The sequence below is a fragment of the Nonomuraea sp. ZG12 genome (genome assembly GCF_052068115.1).
In the GTDB taxonomy this organism is placed as follows: Bacteria; Actinomycetota; Actinomycetes; order Streptosporangiales; family Streptosporangiaceae; genus Nonomuraea.
Window position 1 is genome coordinate 635,289 of sequence record NZ_JBQHCW010000002.1, and the last position, 17,593, is coordinate 652,881.

A 17,593-nucleotide genomic window follows, 5' to 3' on the forward strand; every position below is an offset into this window, starting at 1 on the left:
TCCTCAGTCGGACCAGTCGACGCTGATGAGCTCGGGCAGCGGCTCGAACTCCTTGATCGCCTCCAGCGAGGGCCCCATGGCGGCGTTGGCCTCGCGCTCCACCATCACCTCGACGAGCACCGGCAGTTGTTCGCGTTCGGCCTCGGCCGACGCCCAGGCCAGCGCTTCGCTGAGGTCACCGGGCACCTCCACCCTGCGCGCCGGGCAGCCGAAGGCCTCCATCGCCTTGACATGGTCGATACCGCCCTCTCCGTAGTGCAGGTCCACGGCGAAGTTCATCTCGTACGGGATCTCGGCCTGTCTGATCAGCCCCAGGTACTCGTTGTTGATCATGACGATGACGAACGGGATGCGGTACTGGGCGGCCACCGCGATCTCCTCCATCAGGAACTGGAAGGAGTAGTCGCCCACGACCACCACGACGTCGCGCTCGGGATAGGCGCACTTGACGCCCAGCGCGGCGGGGATCTCCCAGCCGAGCGGCCCGGCCTGGCCGCAGACCAGGTAGCGCCGGGGCAGGTAGGTCGTCTGGAACTGACCGGACCAGATCTGGTAGAGACCGATCGCGGTGACGAAGGTGGTGTCCCTGCCGAAGTGCTCGTTGATCTCCTTGAACACCCTGGGCGGCTTGATCGGCACGTCGTCGAAGTCGTCCCGGCGCGCCATCGTGCGGCGCAGCTCGCCGACCTTGCGCACCCACTTGCCGGGTTCGCGGGCCCCGGTGCGGGCGCGCGCCTCGTCCGCCAGCTCGGCCAGCACCGGCTTGGCGTGCCCGACGAGACCGAGGTCGGGCTCGAAGACCCGGCCGATCTGGGTGGGCTCGACGTCCACGTGGATGAAGCGGCGGCCCTTGCGGTAGACGTCGAGGTCGCCGGTGTGCCGGTCGCCGAAGCGCGCGCCCACGGCCAGGACGAGGTCGCTGTCCAGGAACGCGGCGTTGCCCCACCGGGTCTGGGTCTGGATCCCGGCCATCCCGGCGAACAGCGGATGGTCCTCCGGGAAGGCGCCCTTGCCCATGAGCGTCACCTGTACGGGCACCTGCAGGTGCTCGGCCAGCGCGCGCAGCTCGTCGGCGGCGTCGGCGATGATGACACCGCCACCGGCCAGGATGATCGGCCGTTTCGCCGTGGTGAGCAGGTCCACGGCCGCGCGCACCGCCTGGGGCAGCGGCCGCCGCACCTCGACGGGCAGCGGCGCGTCCAGCTCGGGGTCGTACAGGCAGGTGCCTCGCTGCACGTCGATCGGCAGGTCGATGAGCACCGGGCCCGGCCGGCCCGAGCGCGCGATCCGGAACGCCTCGCGGAACACCCAGGGCGCCTGGGCCGGCTCCTTGAGCTGCACCGCCCACTTGGTCACCGGCTTGGCGATCTCCACGATGTCGACCGCCTGGAACGCCTCCTGGTGCAGCTTGCTGGTGGCGGCCTGGCCGGTGACGCAGATCATCGGGATCGAGTCGGCCATCGCGGTGTAGAGGCCGGTGATCATGTTGGTGCCGGCCGGCCCGGAGGTGCCCACGCAGACGCCGACGTTGCCGGTCACCCTGGACCAGCCGTCGGCCGCGTGCGTGCCGCCCTCTTCGTGGCGCACCGTGATGTGCCTGATCGAGCTGTGCTGGAGCGCCGCGTAGAAGGGCAGGATGGCGGCCCCGGGGATGCCGAAGACGGTGTCCACCCCCTCCGACTCCAGCACCGCGACCACGGCCTCCATGCACGGAACACGTTTCATGAGTTGAGCCTTTCGATCACCTTGAGCAGCGCGGAGTGGTCGAGTGAGCCGTGGCCCTGGGCCCTGGCCGCGGCGACGAGCTGGGCGACCTGGCCGGTGAGCGGCAGGGAGACGCCGGCCTCGCGGGCCGCCGCGACGGCGATGCCCATGTCCTTGTGGTGCAGGTCGATGCGGAAGCCGGGGGTGAACTCGCGCTCGATCATGGTGTGCCGTTTGAGGTCGAGGATCCTGGAGCCCGCCAGGCCGCCCGCGAGCACGTCCAGGCCCGCCACCGGGTCCACGCCCGAGGCCTCCAGGAGCACGATCGCCTCGGCCACCAGGCCGTAGATGCCGCCGACGACGAGCTGGTTGGCCGCCTTCACGGTCTGCCCCGCGCCCGAGGGGCCGACGTGCACGATCGTGGTGCCGAGCGCTTCGAGGACCGGCCTGGCCGCCTCGACGTCCTCGGCCGCGCCGCCGACCATGATCGAGAGCGTCCGCTCGATCGCGCCGCGCTCCCCGCCGCTGACCGGGGCGTCCAGCGCGCGGATGCCCCGGCCGGCGGCCAGCCGCGCGGCCCAGCGCGAGGTCTCCGGCCTGATCGTGCTCATGTCCAGGTAGAGCAGGCCGGGGCGGCCGTGCTCGACGACGTCGGGGGCGACCTGCTCGACCTGCGGCGAGTCGGGCAGCATGGTGATCACCACGTCCGCCCCGGCGACCGCCTCGGCCACGCTGGACGCGCCCTTGCCGCCGATGGATTCGAGCTGCGCGATCCGCTCGGCGCTCACGTCGTAGCCGGTCACCTCGTGTCCGGCCGTGACGAGGTTGGCCGCCATCGGGCTGCCCATGATCCCCAGGCCGACGAAACCGATACTCATCGCTGCCTCCAAGCGAACGCTCCTGGCCCCTCGTGCCGGTACTCCAGCCCGATGTGACCGCGATAGCCCGCGACCTCCAGCCGCGAGAAGATCTCCTGGTACGGCATCCGCCCGCTGCCGGGTTGACCCCGGCCGGGGTCGTCGGCGATCTGCACGTGGACGAACCGGTCGACGTGCGTGTCGATGAGGGCGAGCACGTCCTCGCCCATCCGGTGCAGGTGGTAGAGGTCGGCCAGGAAGCCGACGTTCGCCCTGTCCACTTCGTCGATCAGGGCGAAGGCCGCGCCGGAGGTGGTGATGGGATAGTGCGGGTTGTCGTGGGAGTTGACGGCTTCGACGACCACGGTCGCGCCGATCCCGGCCGCCGCGTCCGCCGCCCGCCTCAGGTTCGCCACGGCCAGGTCCCTGTCGACCTCCGGGCCGTTGCCGTACAGCGCGTTGAGCACCTCGCAGCCCAGCTCGCCCGCCAGGGCGACCGCGACGTCGATGTTGGCCACGAACCCGGCCGAGCCGTCCGGCCTGGCCAGCATCCCGCGGTCGCCCGCGGCCATGTCGCCCGCGTAGAAGTTCAGCCCGACGAGGTCGACGCCGGCGTCCTGAACGGCGTCGACGAACGCCCGCAGCTCGGCCGCCGCGGGCTCCGGCGTGTCGAACGGCCACCACAGCTCCACCGCGTCGAACCCGGCCTTGACGGCGGCGGCCGGCCGCTCCAGCAGCGGCAGGTCGGTGAACAGGATCGAGAGGTTGACGTCGAACCTCATGCGGCCGCCCTGCCCAGGGCCGAGCGCATGAGCCTGGCCGTCTCCGAAGGGGTTCGCCCGACCCGGACGCCGACCGCCTCCAGCGCCTCCTTCTTGGCCTGGGCGGTGCCGGACGAGCCGGACACGATCGCGCCCGCGTGGCCCATGGTCTTGCCCTCGGGGGCGGTGAACCCGGCCACGTAGGCGACGACCGGCTTGGTGACGTGCTGCTCGATGTAGGCGGCGGCCCGCTCCTCGGCGTCGCCGCCGATCTCGCCGATCATCACGATCGCGTCGGTCGCCGGGTCCTCCTGGAAGGCCTGGAGGCAGTCGATGTGGGTGGTGCCGATGACCGGGTCGCCGCCGATCCCGACGGCCGTGGAGAAGCCCAGGTCGCGCAGCTCGTACATGAGCTGGTACGTCAGCGTGCCCGACTTGGAGACCAGCCCGATGCGGCCGGAGGAGGTGATGTCGGCGGGGATGATGCCGGCCGACGACTGGCCGGGGCTGATCAGTCCGGGGCAGTTCGGCCCGATGATCCTGGTGCGTCCGGCGGCGAGCGCGCGGAAGCGGACCGCGTCGTGCACCGGCACACCCTCGGTGATGACCACGCACAACGGGATGTCCGCCGTGACGGCCTCCTCGACGGCGGAGCGGGTGAAGCGCGGCGGCACGAACACCACCGACACGTCGGCCCCGGTCTCGGCCATCGCCTCGGCCACCGAGCCGAAAACGGGCACCGAGCGCTCGCCGAAGTCGACCGACCGGCCGCCCTTGCCCGGCGTCACGCCGGCCACCACCTCCGTGCCGGCCGCGAGCATGCGGGCGGTGTGCCGGCTGCCCTCCGCGCCCGTCATGCCCTGGACGAGCACCCGGCTGTCCTTGGTCAGGAAGATCGCCATCACACACCTGCCGCGAGTCTGGCCGCCATCTCGGCGGCGCCGTCCATGGTGGAAACCTGGCGGACGACCGGGTGCCTGGCGTCGCTGAGGATGCGCCGCCCGACCTCGGCGTTGTTGCCGTCCAGCCGCACGACGATGGGCCGGGCCAGGCCGCGCTCGCCGAGCAGTTCTAGTGCGGTGACGATGCCGTTGGCCACCGCGTCACAGGTCGTGATGCCGCCGAAGACGTTGACCAGCACCGAGCGCACGTCCGGGTCGGCCAGGATGATCTCCAGCCCGTCGGCCATGATCTTGGCGGACGCGCCGCCGCCGATGTCCAGGAAGTTGGCCGGGGCCGCGCCCGCTCCGGCGACCACGTCCAGCGTGCTCATGACCAGCCCCGCGCCGTTGCCGATGACGCCGACCCGGCCGTCGAGCTTGACATAGTTGAGCCCTTTGGCCCTGGCCTGGTCCTCCAAACCATCAGAAACCTCCGCGTACGCCCAGGAGTGCCGGAAGGCGGCGGCGTCGTCGAGGGTGACCTTGCCGTCGAGGGCCACGATCCGCTGGTCGGTGGTGCGGATCAGCGGGTTCACCTCGACGAGCAGGGCGTCCTCCTCGACCATCACCTGCCACAGGCGCTCCAGGACCGGCGCCACCGCTTCCGGCAGCCCGGCCTCGGCCACGAGCAGGCGCGCGGTCTCGGCGTCCACTCCGGTCACCGGGTCGATCGGCAGCCGCACGATGGCGTCGGGGTCGGTCTCCGCCAGTTCCTCGATCTCCATGCCGCCCTGGGCGGACACCATGGCCAGGAAACCGCCCTGCGCGCGATCCACCAGGAAGGCCGCGTAGTACTCCTCGAAGGGCACGGTCGCCTCCTCGACGAGCACCGTGCGCGTGAGGTGTCCCTTGATGTCCATCCCGAGGATGCCGGTGGCCTCCTCCTCGGCGCTCGCGGGCCCGGCCGCCACCTTGATCCCGCCCGCCTTGCCCCGGCCACCGGTCTTCACCTGGGCCTTGATCACGACGGGCACACCCAGCTCGGCCGCGACCGCCCCGGCCTCCTCAGGGGTGGCCGCGACTCTGCCCGGCGGGATCGGGATCCCGTGGCGCCCGAAGAGCTCCTTCGCCTGATATTCGTACAGGTCCATTTGAGCCTCCTTTGTAGACGGTATACCGTATGGAATATCCTTCGTCTAGGTCTCGACAGCGGGCTAGTTACTGGATATTCCATACAGTATGGAGAATGCAGCAGTAATCAGGGACTGGCGCGGGCGGTCCTATCTCGTCGGCCCCGTCCCCCGCGACCGCACCCGGATGCTCTGGCTCGCGCTGGCGGCGATGGCCGCCATCAGCCCTCTCCAGTACGGCTTCGCCGCGCTGCTGGCCAGAGACGCTCCGACCCTGTTCCTGCTGGCCGCCTGCCTGGTCTGCCAGGCCGCCGGCGCACTGCCGGCCATCCGGCTCGTCCGCCGCGGCCGCCTGCCGGTCCGCGCGGCCCTGGCCATCGGCGCCGCCCTCAGCGCCATCGGGCTCCTGACCATCGCCCTGACCGGCCCCATGACCGACCCTGTGACCGACCCTGTGACCGGCCCCCCGACCGGCGCCACACCGGCCGCCCTGGCCGGGGACGCCGGCACCTCGTCCGCTTTTCTGACCGCCGACCTCCTGGGCGGGCTGCTCGGGTACGCCGTGCTCGGCGGGCTGGGTGCGGGCATCGTCTACGGGGTCTGCAGCGAGGTCGTCTCCTCCTGGTATCCCGAACGGCCCGCCGCCCAGGTCAGCCTGGTGACCGGCGCCTTCGGCTACGGCGCGGTGCCCATGCTGGTGTGGGTGGGGCTGGCGCCGGGCGCGATGCTGCCCGCCTTCGTGGTCGCCGCGGTGCTGGCGGCGGCGGCCATCGGGGCGGCGGCCTGGGCGCTGCGGCTGCCTCCGCGCCGGTGGTGGCCCGACACCGTGGAGCCGAGGACGCACGCGCTGGACGCGGCGGTCCTGCGCCGCAACCCCGTGGCGGTCAAGCAGTTCGGCCTGGCCCAGGCGCTGCGCACACGCGCACTGCCCGCGCTCGCGGTGATCCTGGCCTGCGCGGGTGCCGTGTCGCTGTTCGACGTGGTCGCGGTGGCGGCCACCGGCTCGTGGGCCGCGCTCGCCGTCATGGTGGCGCTCAACGGCGTGGGCCGGTCGCTGGCCATGCGCTGCTCGGAGCTGTTCGGCCGCAGGCGGGTGCTCGCCGCCGTGCTGACCGTGCTCGCCGCCGGTCAGGTCCTCCTGCTGGCCGCCATGCAGGACGCCCCGACAGGCCTGGCGGTCGCCGGCCGGTCGGCCGCGACGGGCCTCAACCCGGCGCTGGGCACCGGGGCGACACTCCCTCCGGGAGCGGGACTCGTACCCGAGGCGGGGCTTGTGGCGGCGAGCCTGGCGCAGGCGGGCGGGCCGCTGCTGTGGCTGGGGGCCGTCGCCGCCGGGCTGGGCGGCGGCGCGTTCTACCCGCTCGTCGCCAGCCTGGTGCGGGAGTTCTTCGGCGTCGAGCGCGTCGGCGAGATCCACGCCGTGGTCTACAGCGCGAAGGCTGTGGCCGGCGTGGCGGCCGTCGCCCTGGCCCTGCTGTCGCTGACGGCTCCCGCCACCGCGCTCCTGCTCGCCGCCGCACTGGCCGCGCTGCCCGCCCTGGCCACCCTGCGCCTGCGCGCCCCCGGTCTGCCGGCCACCATCCCCGTATGACCTGCCATCACTGCGGACAGCAGCGTGTGACGTGGCTCTCTGTGATGAGACTCACGGCTGGATAGGCGTCCTAAGCAGTATGCTGTAGGCAGTCGACGAAAACCACTGAAAGCTTAGTCCTGGAGTCTGTCATGTTGCTGTCGGATCAGGCCGGTCAGGCGGCGGCCACCAAGATTCCCCGCCCAGCCACGCTCAGGGAGAGCGTGATCGAGGCCATCCAGGAGCTCATCGTCTCCGGCCAGCTCAAGCCCGGCCAGCACCTCGTGGAGAGCGAGCTGGCCGAGCTGCTCGGGGTTTCCCGACAGCCGGTCCGTGAGGCGCTGCAGCAGCTCAGCGGTGAGGGCTGGGTCGACCTGCACCCCGGCCAGGGCGCGTTCGTGCACGTCCCGACGGTGGAGGAGGCCGACCAGTTGCTCGCCGTGCGCGCGCTGCTGGAGACCGAGTCCGCCAGGCTGGCCGCGCTGCACGCGGGTGAGGACGGCGTACGCCGCCTGCGCGCCCTGTGCGCGCGGGGCATCGCGTCCGTGAAGTCCGACGACGTCGAGGCCGCCGTGGCCACCAACTCGGAGTTGCACGCCCTGGTCACCGCCCTGTCGGGCAACCAGGTGCTGGCCGAGCTGGCCAGCCAGGTGGCCCGCCGGGTGCGGTGGTATCACACGCCCGTGGCCCGCCGGCGCGGCATGGACTCCTGGCAGGAGCACACGGCCCTGATCGACGCCATCGAGGCGGGCGACGAGGACCGCGCGGCCCACATCATGCGCGAGCACACCGAGCACACCCGCGCCTCCTACATGGACCAGCGGGGCAGCCAGCCGGTGGAGCCCGCGCCCAAGGCCAAGCCCGTGCGACGGCGGCGACCCCGCACGTCGTCCGCGGATTGACTCGGCGTTCACACAGGAACGCTTGTCCCGTAACACCACGGGCAGAGGATGACACAGAAAGGAGGTGCAACAGAATGAAGAGCGCGCTTGTCCGCTTTCTCCTTGGAGATACCCCCGGACAGTCCGCCGACGGCCGGAGGATCGGCATCGGCCTGGCCACCGCGATACGCAAGCAGCACTCCGCCGAGCAGGCGGAGCAGTACATGACCCAGTGGGTCGCAGAGCGTGACGTGCACAAGAGCACGCGCGGCTGACGGAGATGCCGCGCACAGGGGTGGTCGCTCCCCGCGCGCGGCACGTTCAGCGCTCGATCGAATCCGATTTCACCGGCTCCGCCGCCTCCGCGGCCTTGGCGTCCCGAGCCGATTTGAGCAGGCTCAGCACCGTGGTCACGGCGAGAGTGCCGACGATGACGCCGAGAGACGCCAGAATCGGGATCTGCGGCGCCCAGGAGACGCCGTCGTGGTGCAAGGCTTCGAGGATGAGCTTCACTCCGATGAAGGCCAGCACCACGGACAGGCCCTTGCTCAGGTAGACCAGCCGGTCGAGCAGGCCTCCGATGAGGAAGAACAGCTGGCGCAGCCCCATGAGGGCGAAGGCGTTGGCGGTGAAGACCAGATAGGGCTCCTTGGTGAGCCCGAAGATGGCCGGGATCGAATCGAGTGCGAACAGCAGGTCGGTGGTGCCGATGGCGACCATCACGATCAGCATCGGCGTCACCATCCTGCGCCCGAGATGCACGGTGAGCCGGCCGCCGTGGTAGGTGTCGGTGGTCGGCAGCACCCGGCGCACGGTGCGCAGGGCGAGATTCTCGGAGAACTCCGCCTCTTCGTCCTCGTGCCCGATCAGTTTCCACGCCGTGTAGATCAGGAAGGCGCCGAAGATGTAGAAGAGCCAGTCGAACCTGGTCACCGCCTCGGCACCCGCCGCGATGAAGCCGCCCCGCATGAGCAGCGCCAGGATGATGCCGATGAGCAGCACCTTCTGGCGATACTCACGTGGCACCTGGAACCGGCTCATGATCAGCAGGAAGACGAAGAGGTTGTCCACGCTGAGGGAGTACTCGGTGATCCAGCCGGCGAAGAACTCCCCTCCGTGCTGCGCCCCCGACACGACCAGCAGCCCGATCCCGAAGATCACCGCCATGCTCACGTACAGCGACACCCAGCCCACGCACTCCTTGAAGGAGGGCTCACGCGGGTTGCGGGCCACCAGGTAGAAGTCAAGGGCCAGCACGAGGCCGAACCCGCCGATCGTGGCGAGCCAGATCCAGGCGGGCACATTCATCGGCGAGCTCCCTTCCCCGACCTCGGCTGCGAGGCCTCAGCTTGACGGACGTACTGGCCGAGGAGCGCCTCGGCCCGGGGGTTGCCCTCGGCGTGACGCAGCAGCCAGTGCGGCATCATCCGCTCGTGCAACCAGAGGAAACCGATGGCGAAGCCGAGGCTCACCATCAGCTGGTAGGCCAGGAAGGGCAGCACGCCCTCGGCCAGGCCGACCCCGGCCACGCTCTCCTGGACCAGCCGGGACAGCGGGAAGCCCGCCATCCAGTAGAGGCCGACGGGCCCGAAGGTCCCCGGCCGGAAGATTCCATGACTGAGCAGGACGCCGTACAGACCCCCGAAGAAGGCGAGGGGGACGGCGAGCGCCAGTGCCGACTGCGCCGCCAGGCCGGCGGGCTGCCCTGCGAGGAGGGTCAGCCCGCCGGCGATGGCGCCGGCTCCGGCTCCGATAGACGCCCCTGGCAGGGCGAGTTCGAGGCTTTGCCGTTCGATCATCAGCCCACGACCACACCGAAGGCGAACAGGCTGTAGAACAGCATGCCGAGGTAGAAGAACGCGCCAAACCCGATGATCAGGTTCGTCCACCATTTCGGTCTGATCGGTTTCGGCAGCATGCGGTTGTTCACCAGCAGCAGCGTCACGCAGTACGCGCCCATCGCGAAGGTCGACAGGAACGCCAGCGTGTCCAGGATCCCGCTGGGCCCGTCCGCGGGGCCGAACAGCAGGATCAGGATGCCGAAGATGATGACTCCCCACAGGAAGCCCGCGTACAGGTGGGACATGCGCAGCTTCTTCGCGCCCTTCACGAAGTTGTACGTCATGTCGGCCTGGCCGCGTGAGAAGGAGTCGAACAGCCCGAGCGTGGCGTTCAGCCCGATCAGCGCGATGAATCCGAGGAAGATCACGCCGAGTGCCGAGCTGCCGGCCGAGGAGACGGCGTCCGCCATGGCGGTGAGCGCCACCTCACGGTCATCACCCGCGATGGCCTGCCGGACATCGGGGTTCTGCCGCGCCGCCGCCTGGGCGATCACCGTGAAGGAGATCGTGACCAGCATGGTGATGCCCCAGAAGAGCAGGAGGGCGTCGAAGGTGACCCAGCGCCGCCAGCCCTTCCACTTGGCCATCTCCGCGGGGTCGTCGGTGTCGAACATGAAGCCACGCGAGGGCATGGCCTCTTCCTCGCCCGCGTGCCGCAGCCCGTGGACCTTCGGGATGTGCGCGCCCATGCCGGCGCCGGAGGCCCGCAGGTGCAGCGTGTACCACATCTGCTGCATGCCGGACGGTCCGGCGAAGGCGCACGCCCCGACGATGACCGGGAACCACGCCGCCGTCATGGCTTCGGCCGGGAGGTAGCCGAAGGAGAACATGCCGGTGATCGTGGTGACCACGTCGCTCCAGGTGCCGACCATGGCGGCGACCACCGCGGTGCCGATCACGAGAGCGCCGATGAGCAGCGACAGCACGTTCTCCAGCAGGTTGTAGATCACCTTGGCGAAGCTGAAGACCACGCCGACCAGGATGAGCCCCGCGATGGCGGTTATCATCCACGGAATCCCGGAGATCTGTTCCAGCGCCGCCGCCCCGGCTGACAGGTGTCCCGGCCAGATGTAGACGGCCATGGCGACTATGAAGAAGAACCACATGAGCGGCTTGAACACGCGGGCGGCGCCGGAGAAGATGCTCTCCCCCGTCGCCATCGCGTAACGCGCCATCTCCAGCATGACCACGGCCTGCAGGGTCACGCCGATCAGGAACAGCCACCTGATCTCCGGCCCGAACAGCAGCACCAGCCGAGGCCACATGTAGGACTCGCCCATCCCGACGCCCAGGGCCACGAGGAAGACGGTGGGCCCCAGGATGTGCACCGAGGGAGGCGCTTCGGGAAGTTTTCTGATGGGCATCGGCTCAAGCCGGCCCGCTTTCCATACTCGTTCGTCCTCAGCCGGTGGCGCTGACGCCGCCGGAGTGTTCGATGTGTCCACCTACGGACCTCCTGGGGGGTTGTTTTTCTTACTGCGCGGCCCCGATGCGCCCCCTCGCCCTGCTCCAGCTCGGCTCTTAGCGGAGCAGTCCGGCAGCCCGTGCCCAGCGGTACTTCGCGCCGAGCACCGCTACGGGCTTCTCGGTCGTGTACGGGTACGCGACCACGCCGTGTTCGTACAGGTACTCGCTGGCCTCCTCCACTTCGGTGTCACCGGCCAGCGACACGACGACCGGTTTGACGTTTCCTTTCGCCCGCTCCTCCGCCACGACCTCGGCGATGAGCTTGGCGAAGACCATCGGCGGGGTCACGATGGTGTGCCAGTAGCCCAGGACGAGCGCGTGGATCCGGTCGTCGGAGAGCCCGAGCCGGACCGTGTTCGCGTACGTCGAGGGTGGTTCCCCGCCGGTGATGTCGATGGGGTTGCCCGCCGCGCCGAACGGCGGGATGAAGGCGCGGAAGGCCTCGTCCAGGTCCGGCGGGATGTCCATGAGCGTCAGCCCGGCGTCCACGCAGGCGTCGGACAGCAGCACCCCGGAGCCGCCCGCCCCGGTGATGATGACGACGTTCTCGCCCTTCGGCGCGGGCAGCACGGGCAGCGCGCGGGCGTAGTCGAGCATGTCGTTGAGCCCCGGCGCGCGGACCACGCCGGCCTGCCGCAGGATGTCGTCGTAGACCTTGTCGTCGCCGGCCAGCGCCCCGGTGTGGGAGCCGGCGGCGCGCGCGCCCATCGCGGTGCGCCCGGCCTTCAGGACGATGACCGGCTTGTTCTTGACGACCCGGCGGGCCGCCTCGACGAAGCCGCGCCCGTCCTTGAGGTCCTCCAGGTGCATGGCCACGGCCTGGGTGTTGTCGTCCTGCTCGAAGAAGGTCAGCAGGTCGTCCTCGTCCACGTCGGCCTTGTTGCCGACGCCGACGATCGCCGAGACGCCCATCTTGGTGGTGCGGCTGAAGCCCAGGATGGCCATCCCGATGCCGCCGCTCTGCGAGGTCAGCGCCACGCTGCCCTTCACGTCGTACGGCGTGCAGAACGTCGCGCAGAGGTTCTCCGGCGTGTAGTAGTAGCCGTAGATGTTGGGGCCGAGCATGCGCATGCCGTGCCGCCTGGCGATCTCGACGATCTCCTGCTGACCTGCCACGTTACCGGTCTCGGCGAAGCCGGAGGGGATCATGATGGCGCCCGCGACACCCTTCTGCCCTGCCTCTTCCAGGGCCGCCGGGACGAACTTGGCGGGGATGGCGAAGACGGCCACGTCCACGTCGTGCGGGACGTCGGAGATGCTCTTGTACGCCGGCAGCCCCAGGATCTCCGGGGCCTTGGGGTTGATGGGGAAGATCTGGCCCTGGTAGCCGCCGTTGATGAGGTTGCGCATCACCGAGTTGCCGATCTTGCCGGTCTCGCCCGAGGCGCCGATGACGGCGACCGAGCGCGGCTTGAAGATCCGGTTCATCTGGCCCAGGATCACCTCCCGCGAGAGCCGGGTGACCTGCGCCGGCGGCTCGCCGATGAGGATCCGCACGTCGGCGGCGACCGCGCCGTTCGCGTCGGCGAAGACCGGGTTGAGGTCCACCTCGACGATCTCGGGGAAGTCGCTGACCAGCTTGCCTACGCGCTCGATCAACGCTGCGAGCGCGCCCCGGTCCGCGGGCTCCGCACCACGGGCACCTCGCAGCACTTGTGCCGCTTTGATGTCGTCCAGCATCCCCAGTGCGTCTTCGTCCGAAACCGGGGCAAGTCTGAAGGTTACGTCCTTGAGCACCTCGACCAGGACGCCACCCAGGCCGAACGCGACCAGCTTGCCGAAGGTGGGGTCGGTGACCGCGCCGATGATGACCTCGTGGCCGCCGCCGACCATCTGCTGCACCTGGACGCCGTCGATGCGGGCGCCGGGGTCGTAGGCGCGGGCACTGGCCAGGATGCGCTCGTAGCCGTCCCGTACCTCATCCTCCGTCTTGAGCCCGACCAGTACGCCGCCCGCGTCGGTCTTGTGCAGGATGTCCGGCGAGACGATCTTCAGCACCACCGGGAAGCCGAGCCTGGCGGCCAGCTCGGCGGCCTCCGTCGCCGAGCCTGCCACCCCTTCGCCCGGCGTGGCGATGCCGTACGCCTGACAGATCTCGCGCCCCTCGGGGGCGGTCAGGCCGGTGCGGCCCTCAGCGAGCGCCTTGTCCAGGATCTCTCTGACCGCGCCTGTCTGCTCCACTAGATGACTCCGTTCGTCTTCAGCTCGGCCAGCTCCTCGGCGCTCACGCCGAGCGGGCCGTAGATCTCCTGGTTGTGCTCGCCGAGCAGGGGCGGCGTGGTGATGTCGACCGGCGAGTCCGACAGCTGCAACGGGCTGCCGACGGTGGTGAACTCACCCCGCTCCGGATGGTCGACCGTGACGACGATCCCCTCCTCGCGCAGGCTCTCGTCCTCGACCAGCTCCTTGGTCGACAGGATCGGCCCGCACGGGATGTTCTCGGCGTTGAGCCGGTCGAGGACCGTCCACTTGTCGTGGCGGCTCGTCCACTCCTCGATCAGCTGGAACATCTTGTCCAGCTTGGCCAGCCGCGCCTCGGGGGTCGCCCACTCGGGGTCCTCCGCCAGCTCGGGGCGGCCGATGATGCCCGACAGCGGCTTCCAGCCCACCGGCTGGACGATCACGTAGATGTAGTCGTTCGGGCCGCCCGGCGCGCAGCGCACCGCCCAGCCGGGCTGGCCGCCACCGCTGGCGTTGCCGGAGCGGGGCACCTCGTCGCCGAAGGTCCTGTTCGGGTACTCGCGCAGCGGGCCGTGCGCGAGCCGCTGCTGGTCGCGCAGCTTGACGCGGCACAGGTTCAGCACGGCGTGCTGCATGGCCACCTGCACCCGCTGGCCGCGCTGGGTCTGCTCGCGCTGGTAGAGGGCGGCCAGGATGCCGGCGACCACGTGGATGCCGGTGCCGGAGTCGCCGATCTGCGCGCCGGTGGCCAGCGGCGGGCCATCCTCGAAGCCGGTGGTGGACATCGAGCCGCCCATCGCCTGGGCGATCACCTCGTAGGCCTTGAACTTGGCGTAGCGGCCGGTGCCGAAGCCCTTGATCGAGGCGTAGATCAGGCGGGGGTTGAGCTCCTGCAGGCGGTCCCAGGTGAAGCCCATGCGGTCGACCGCGCCGGGGCCGAAGTTCTCCACCAGGACGTCGGCGTCCTTCACCAGCTCGGTGAACAGCTCCTTGCCGCGCTCGCTCTTCATGTTGAGGGTGACGCTGCGCTTGTTGCAGTTGAGCATCGTGAAGTAGAGGCTGTCGACGCCCGGCACGTCGCGCAGTTGCTGCCGGGTGATGTCGCCTGTCGGGGACTCCAGCTTGACCACGTCGGCGCCGAGCCAGCCGAGGAGCTGGGTGCAGGACGGGCCGGACTGGACGTGGGTCATGTCGAGGACGCGGACACCTTCGAGTGCCTTCATGTCAGGGACCTGCCTACTTGTACATGGTCTGGTTCATGGTTCCGGGGGCGTAGACGTCGGGATCGACCCACACGTTGATCAGCGACGGCTTGCCGGACTGCCTCGCCCGCTCCAGCGCCGGGCGGATCTCCGCCGGGTCGCGGACCTCCTCGCCGTAACCGCCCAGGAGCTTGGCGAAGTCGCCGTAGCGGATGTCGCCCAGGGTGTTGCCGATGCGGGCCCGGTCCTCGCCGTACTTGGCGGCCTGGCCGTACCTGATCTGGTTCATCGAGGAGTTGTTGCCGATGACGCCGATGAACGGCAGGTCGAAGCGGACCATGGTCTCGAAGTCCCAGCCGGTGAGGCTGAAGGCGCCGTCGCCGAACAGGCAGAGCACCTCCTTGTCGCGCCGGGCCTGCTTGGCGGCCATCGCGAAGGCCATGCCGACGCCGAGCGTGCCGAGCGGCCCCGGGTCCATCCAGTGGCCGGGCGACTTGGGCTGCACCACCTGGCCGGAGAAGGTGACGATGTCGCCGCCGTCGCCGATGTAGATGCTGTCCTCGGTGAGGAACTCGTTGATCTCGTGGACCAGGCGGTAGGGGTCGATGGGGCTGGCGTCGGAGAGCTGGCGGGGCAGGCGCTTGTCGTAGGCCTGGATCTCGACGGCGCGCAGCTCCTCCATCCACTCCTTGCGCCGGGCGGCGGCGTTGTCGATGCGGCCGCTCGCCGCCTGGGCCACCGCCGACAGGATGAGGCCGGCGTCACCGACGATCCCCAAGTCGATGTCCCGATTTTTCCCGACAGTGCGGTAGTCGAGGTCGATCTGGACCACCTTGGCGGTCGGCGACAGCCGCTTGCCGTACCCCATCCTGAAGTCGAACGGGGTGCCGACGATGATGATCAGGTCCGCCTCGTTGAAGGCGTACCTGCGGCTGAGCTGGAAGTGGTGCGGGTCCCCCGGCGGCAGCGTGCCGCGCGCCGAGCCGTTCATGTAGGCCGGTACGTTCAGCGACCGGACGAAGTCGATCGCCGGGTCCGTCGCCCGGCACGTCCAGACCTGGCTGCCGAGCAGGATGCACGGCTTCTCGGCGTGCGCCAGCATGTCCGCCAGCCGCTCGATCGCCTCCGGGTCGCCGGCCTGCCGGGTGGAGGCCCGGTAGTTCTTCGGGATCCGCGCCTTCTCCAGCGGGATCTTCGCGTCCAGCACGTCGCGCGGGATCTCCAGGAACGACGGGCCGGGCGCGCCGTGGAAGCACTCGCGGAACGCCATCGACACGATGTCGGCCACCCGCTCCGTGCTCGGCACCGTCGCGGCGAACTTGGTGATCGGGGTCATCATGTCGACGTGCGGCAGGTCCTGGAGCGAGCCCATCTTGTGCTGGCTGAGCGCCCCCTGACCGCCGATGAGCAACATCGGGCTCTCGGCCCTGAAGGCGTTGGCCACACCGGTGACCGCGTCCGTCGTGCCGGGCCCGGCGGTGACGACCGCGCAACCCGGCTTGCCGGTGATGCGCGCGTAGCCGTCGGCCGCGTGCGCGGCCACCTGCTCGTGGCGCACGTCGATGACCTCGATGCCCTCATCGACACAGCCGTCGTAGATGTCGATGATGTGGCCGCCGCAGAGCGTGTAGATCACGTCCACGCCCTCGGCCTTGAGCGCCTTGGCTACCAGATGACCACCGGAGATCGTTTCCGACATCGTGCACCCTTCTTCGTGTCTCCCGCATACTGCATACCGTATGAACGCAATGGTTACCCTCTAGTCACACGCCTGTCTAGCCCCGTAGGGCAACTCGATCAGTTCGACAGGCTCTCCGACTCGTCCTGACCGCCTCGCCCGGCGCCTCCGCCACAGGTCCATGTCGTACGTCGGTCATTCGGCGACTCCTTGACCCGAAATTTTCCATACTGTATACCGAATGCACGATCCGACGCGAGAACGGAGCGAAAGCATGAAGGTCGCTGTTCTTGGCGCCGGCGCCATCGGCGCGTATGTGGGGGCCGCACTCCACAGGGCCGGAGTGGAGGTGCACCTCATCGCCAGAGGGGAGCACCTCCAGGCCATACGCAGATCCGGTGTGCGGGTGCTCACTCCCAGGGGCGACTTCGTCGCCCACCCCCATGCCACCGACGACCCCCACCAGGTCGGGCCGGTGGACCACATCTTCCTGGGCCTCAAGGCGAACAGCTACGCCGCCGCGGGCCCCATGATCACGCCACTGCTGCATGACGCCACGAGCATCATCGCCGCGCAGAACGGCATCCCGTGGTGGTACTTCCACGGGCTCAAGGGCCCCTACGAGGGCTATCGCATCGAGAGCGTCGACCCGGCGGGAACGGTCACCACCGCACTGCCGCTGGAACGCGCGATCGGCTGCGTCGTCTACGCCGCCACCGAGATCGAGGAACCGGGCGTCATCCGCCACCTGGAAGGCACCCGCTTCTCCATCGGCGAACCCAGCGGCGAGTCCAGCGAGCGGTGCCGGAGTTTCAGCCAGGCGGCGGTGGCCGGCGGGCTGAAGTGCCCGGTGGAGCGCGACCTGCGCCGCGACGTCTGGATCAAGCTCATGGGCAACATCGCCTTCAATCCGATCAGCGCCCTGGCCCGGGCCACCATGGCCGGGATCTGCCGGCACAGCGGCACCAGGGAACTGGTGCGGGCCATGATGGCGGAGACCGTCGACGTGGCCCGCAGGGTCGGCTGCGATCCCGGCATCTCCATCGAACGCCGGCTGCGTGGCGCCGAGAAGGCCGGCGAACACAAGACCTCTACCCTCCAGGACCTGGAGAAAGGCAAGCCGCTAGAACTCGACGTGCTTCTGGCGGCGGTGGTCGAGCTGGCCGACCTGACCGGCGCCGAGGTCCCGACACTGCGCGCGATCCACGCGGTGAGCGACCTTCTGGCCGAGAACCTTGTCCGCGCGGTCTAGCGGGGAATACCGTATGCAGAATGGAGGATCATGACGGCCTGACCTGTTCGCCGCCCGCGCAGAGGAGGGGCCCGTCGGATTCCGGCGCGGGAATCCGATGAGCGTCCACGCGGGCGAGCGGCTGAACGTCACCCCGGGCACCGGTCACGGCTCAGCCGGTGTGCCCCATCCACCGGGGTGATGGCGGG

Annotated in this window: 15 protein-coding genes; 4 read left to right on the forward strand and 11 right to left on the reverse strand. The window is 69.8% G+C overall.

The features are described from left to right. Window positions 1-3 precede the first annotated feature (3 nt). The 5 genes from gcl to sucC are packed head-to-tail and all read right to left on the reverse strand — an operon-like array spanning window position 4 to window position 5,354. Window positions 4-1,725: a glyoxylate carboligase gene (gene gcl / locus ACTMTF_RS09975; RefSeq protein WP_441110338.1), complete on the reverse strand. Its 1,722-nt coding sequence runs from the start codon at window positions 1,723-1,725 to the stop codon at window positions 4-6. Continuing rightward, a complete protein-coding gene (locus tag ACTMTF_RS09980; protein WP_397009573.1) occupies window positions 1,722-2,582 on the reverse strand; it encodes a 2-hydroxy-3-oxopropionate reductase in 861 nt (286 codons plus the stop codon). The genes gcl and ACTMTF_RS09980 overlap by 4 nt, the downstream gene beginning before the upstream one ends. Further along, the gene (locus ACTMTF_RS09985) at window positions 2,579-3,343 is read right to left on the reverse strand and encodes a hydroxypyruvate isomerase family protein (protein ID WP_441110339.1); all 765 of its coding nucleotides are present in this window, start codon (window positions 3,341-3,343) and stop codon (window positions 2,579-2,581) included. The genes ACTMTF_RS09980 and ACTMTF_RS09985 overlap by 4 nt, the downstream gene beginning before the upstream one ends. Beyond that, window positions 3,340-4,224 (reverse strand): succinate--CoA ligase subunit alpha, encoded by an 885-nt coding sequence (sucD, locus tag ACTMTF_RS09990; protein WP_397009569.1) that lies wholly within the window; start codon window positions 4,222-4,224, stop codon window positions 3,340-3,342. Before sucD ends, ACTMTF_RS09985 begins: the two co-directional genes overlap by 4 nt. Next, entirely contained in the window at window positions 4,224-5,354 is a 1,131-nt protein-coding gene (gene sucC / locus ACTMTF_RS09995; RefSeq protein WP_441110340.1) for an ADP-forming succinate--CoA ligase subunit beta, read from the reverse strand. Before sucC ends, sucD begins: the two co-directional genes overlap by 1 nt. An 88-nt stretch (window positions 5,355-5,442) precedes the next feature. On the opposite strand from sucC, the gene ACTMTF_RS10000 reads away from it, so the two are divergent. From ACTMTF_RS10000 to ACTMTF_RS10010, 3 genes are all read left to right on the forward strand, one after another. Continuing rightward, window positions 5,443-6,924: a hypothetical protein gene (locus ACTMTF_RS10000; protein ID WP_441110341.1), complete on the forward strand. Its 1,482-nt coding sequence runs from the start codon at window positions 5,443-5,445 to the stop codon at window positions 6,922-6,924. A gap of 131 nt (window positions 6,925-7,055) precedes the next feature. Continuing rightward, the gene (locus tag ACTMTF_RS10005) at window positions 7,056-7,805 is read left to right on the forward strand and encodes a GntR family transcriptional regulator (RefSeq protein WP_441110342.1); all 750 of its coding nucleotides are present in this window, start codon (window positions 7,056-7,058) and stop codon (window positions 7,803-7,805) included. Window positions 7,806-7,879: 74 nt separating this feature from the next. Next, window positions 7,880-8,059, forward strand: a complete 180-nt coding sequence (locus tag ACTMTF_RS10010) for a hypothetical protein (RefSeq protein ID WP_441110343.1) — start codon at window positions 7,880-7,882, stop codon at window positions 8,057-8,059. A 46-nt stretch (window positions 8,060-8,105) separates the two neighbouring features. On the opposite strand, the gene ACTMTF_RS10015 is transcribed toward ACTMTF_RS10010, so the two are convergent. From ACTMTF_RS10015 to ACTMTF_RS10040, 6 genes are all read right to left on the reverse strand, one after another. Then, window positions 8,106-9,092 (reverse strand): TerC family protein, encoded by a 987-nt coding sequence (locus ACTMTF_RS10015; protein WP_441110344.1) that lies wholly within the window; start codon window positions 9,090-9,092, stop codon window positions 8,106-8,108. After that, entirely contained in the window at window positions 9,089-9,583 is a 495-nt protein-coding gene (locus tag ACTMTF_RS10020; RefSeq protein WP_441110345.1) for a hypothetical protein, read from the reverse strand. The genes ACTMTF_RS10015 and ACTMTF_RS10020 overlap by 4 nt, the downstream gene beginning before the upstream one ends. Then, a complete protein-coding gene (locus ACTMTF_RS10025; protein ID WP_441110346.1) occupies window positions 9,583-10,989 on the reverse strand; it encodes an Nramp family divalent metal transporter in 1,407 nt (468 codons plus the stop codon). Before ACTMTF_RS10025 ends, ACTMTF_RS10020 begins: the two co-directional genes overlap by 1 nt. 157 nt (window positions 10,990-11,146) lie before the next feature. Then, window positions 11,147-13,273: an acetate--CoA ligase family protein gene (locus ACTMTF_RS10030; protein ID WP_441110347.1), complete on the reverse strand. Its 2,127-nt coding sequence runs from the start codon at window positions 13,271-13,273 to the stop codon at window positions 11,147-11,149. Beyond that, window positions 13,273-14,496, reverse strand: a complete 1,224-nt coding sequence (gene frc, locus ACTMTF_RS10035) for a formyl-CoA transferase (protein WP_441110348.1) — start codon at window positions 14,494-14,496, stop codon at window positions 13,273-13,275. Before frc ends, ACTMTF_RS10030 begins: the two co-directional genes overlap by 1 nt. 13 nt (window positions 14,497-14,509) lie before the next feature. Continuing rightward, a complete protein-coding gene (locus tag ACTMTF_RS10040) occupies window positions 14,510-16,174 on the reverse strand; it encodes a thiamine pyrophosphate-binding protein (RefSeq protein ID WP_441110349.1) in 1,665 nt (554 codons plus the stop codon). A 253-nt stretch (window positions 16,175-16,427) separates the two neighbouring features. Here ACTMTF_RS10040 and ACTMTF_RS10045 point away from each other — a divergent pair, with 253 nt between their 5' ends. Next, entirely contained in the window at window positions 16,428-17,405 is a 978-nt protein-coding gene (locus ACTMTF_RS10045) for a 2-dehydropantoate 2-reductase (RefSeq protein WP_441110350.1), read from the forward strand. Window positions 17,406-17,593 lie beyond the last annotated feature (188 nt).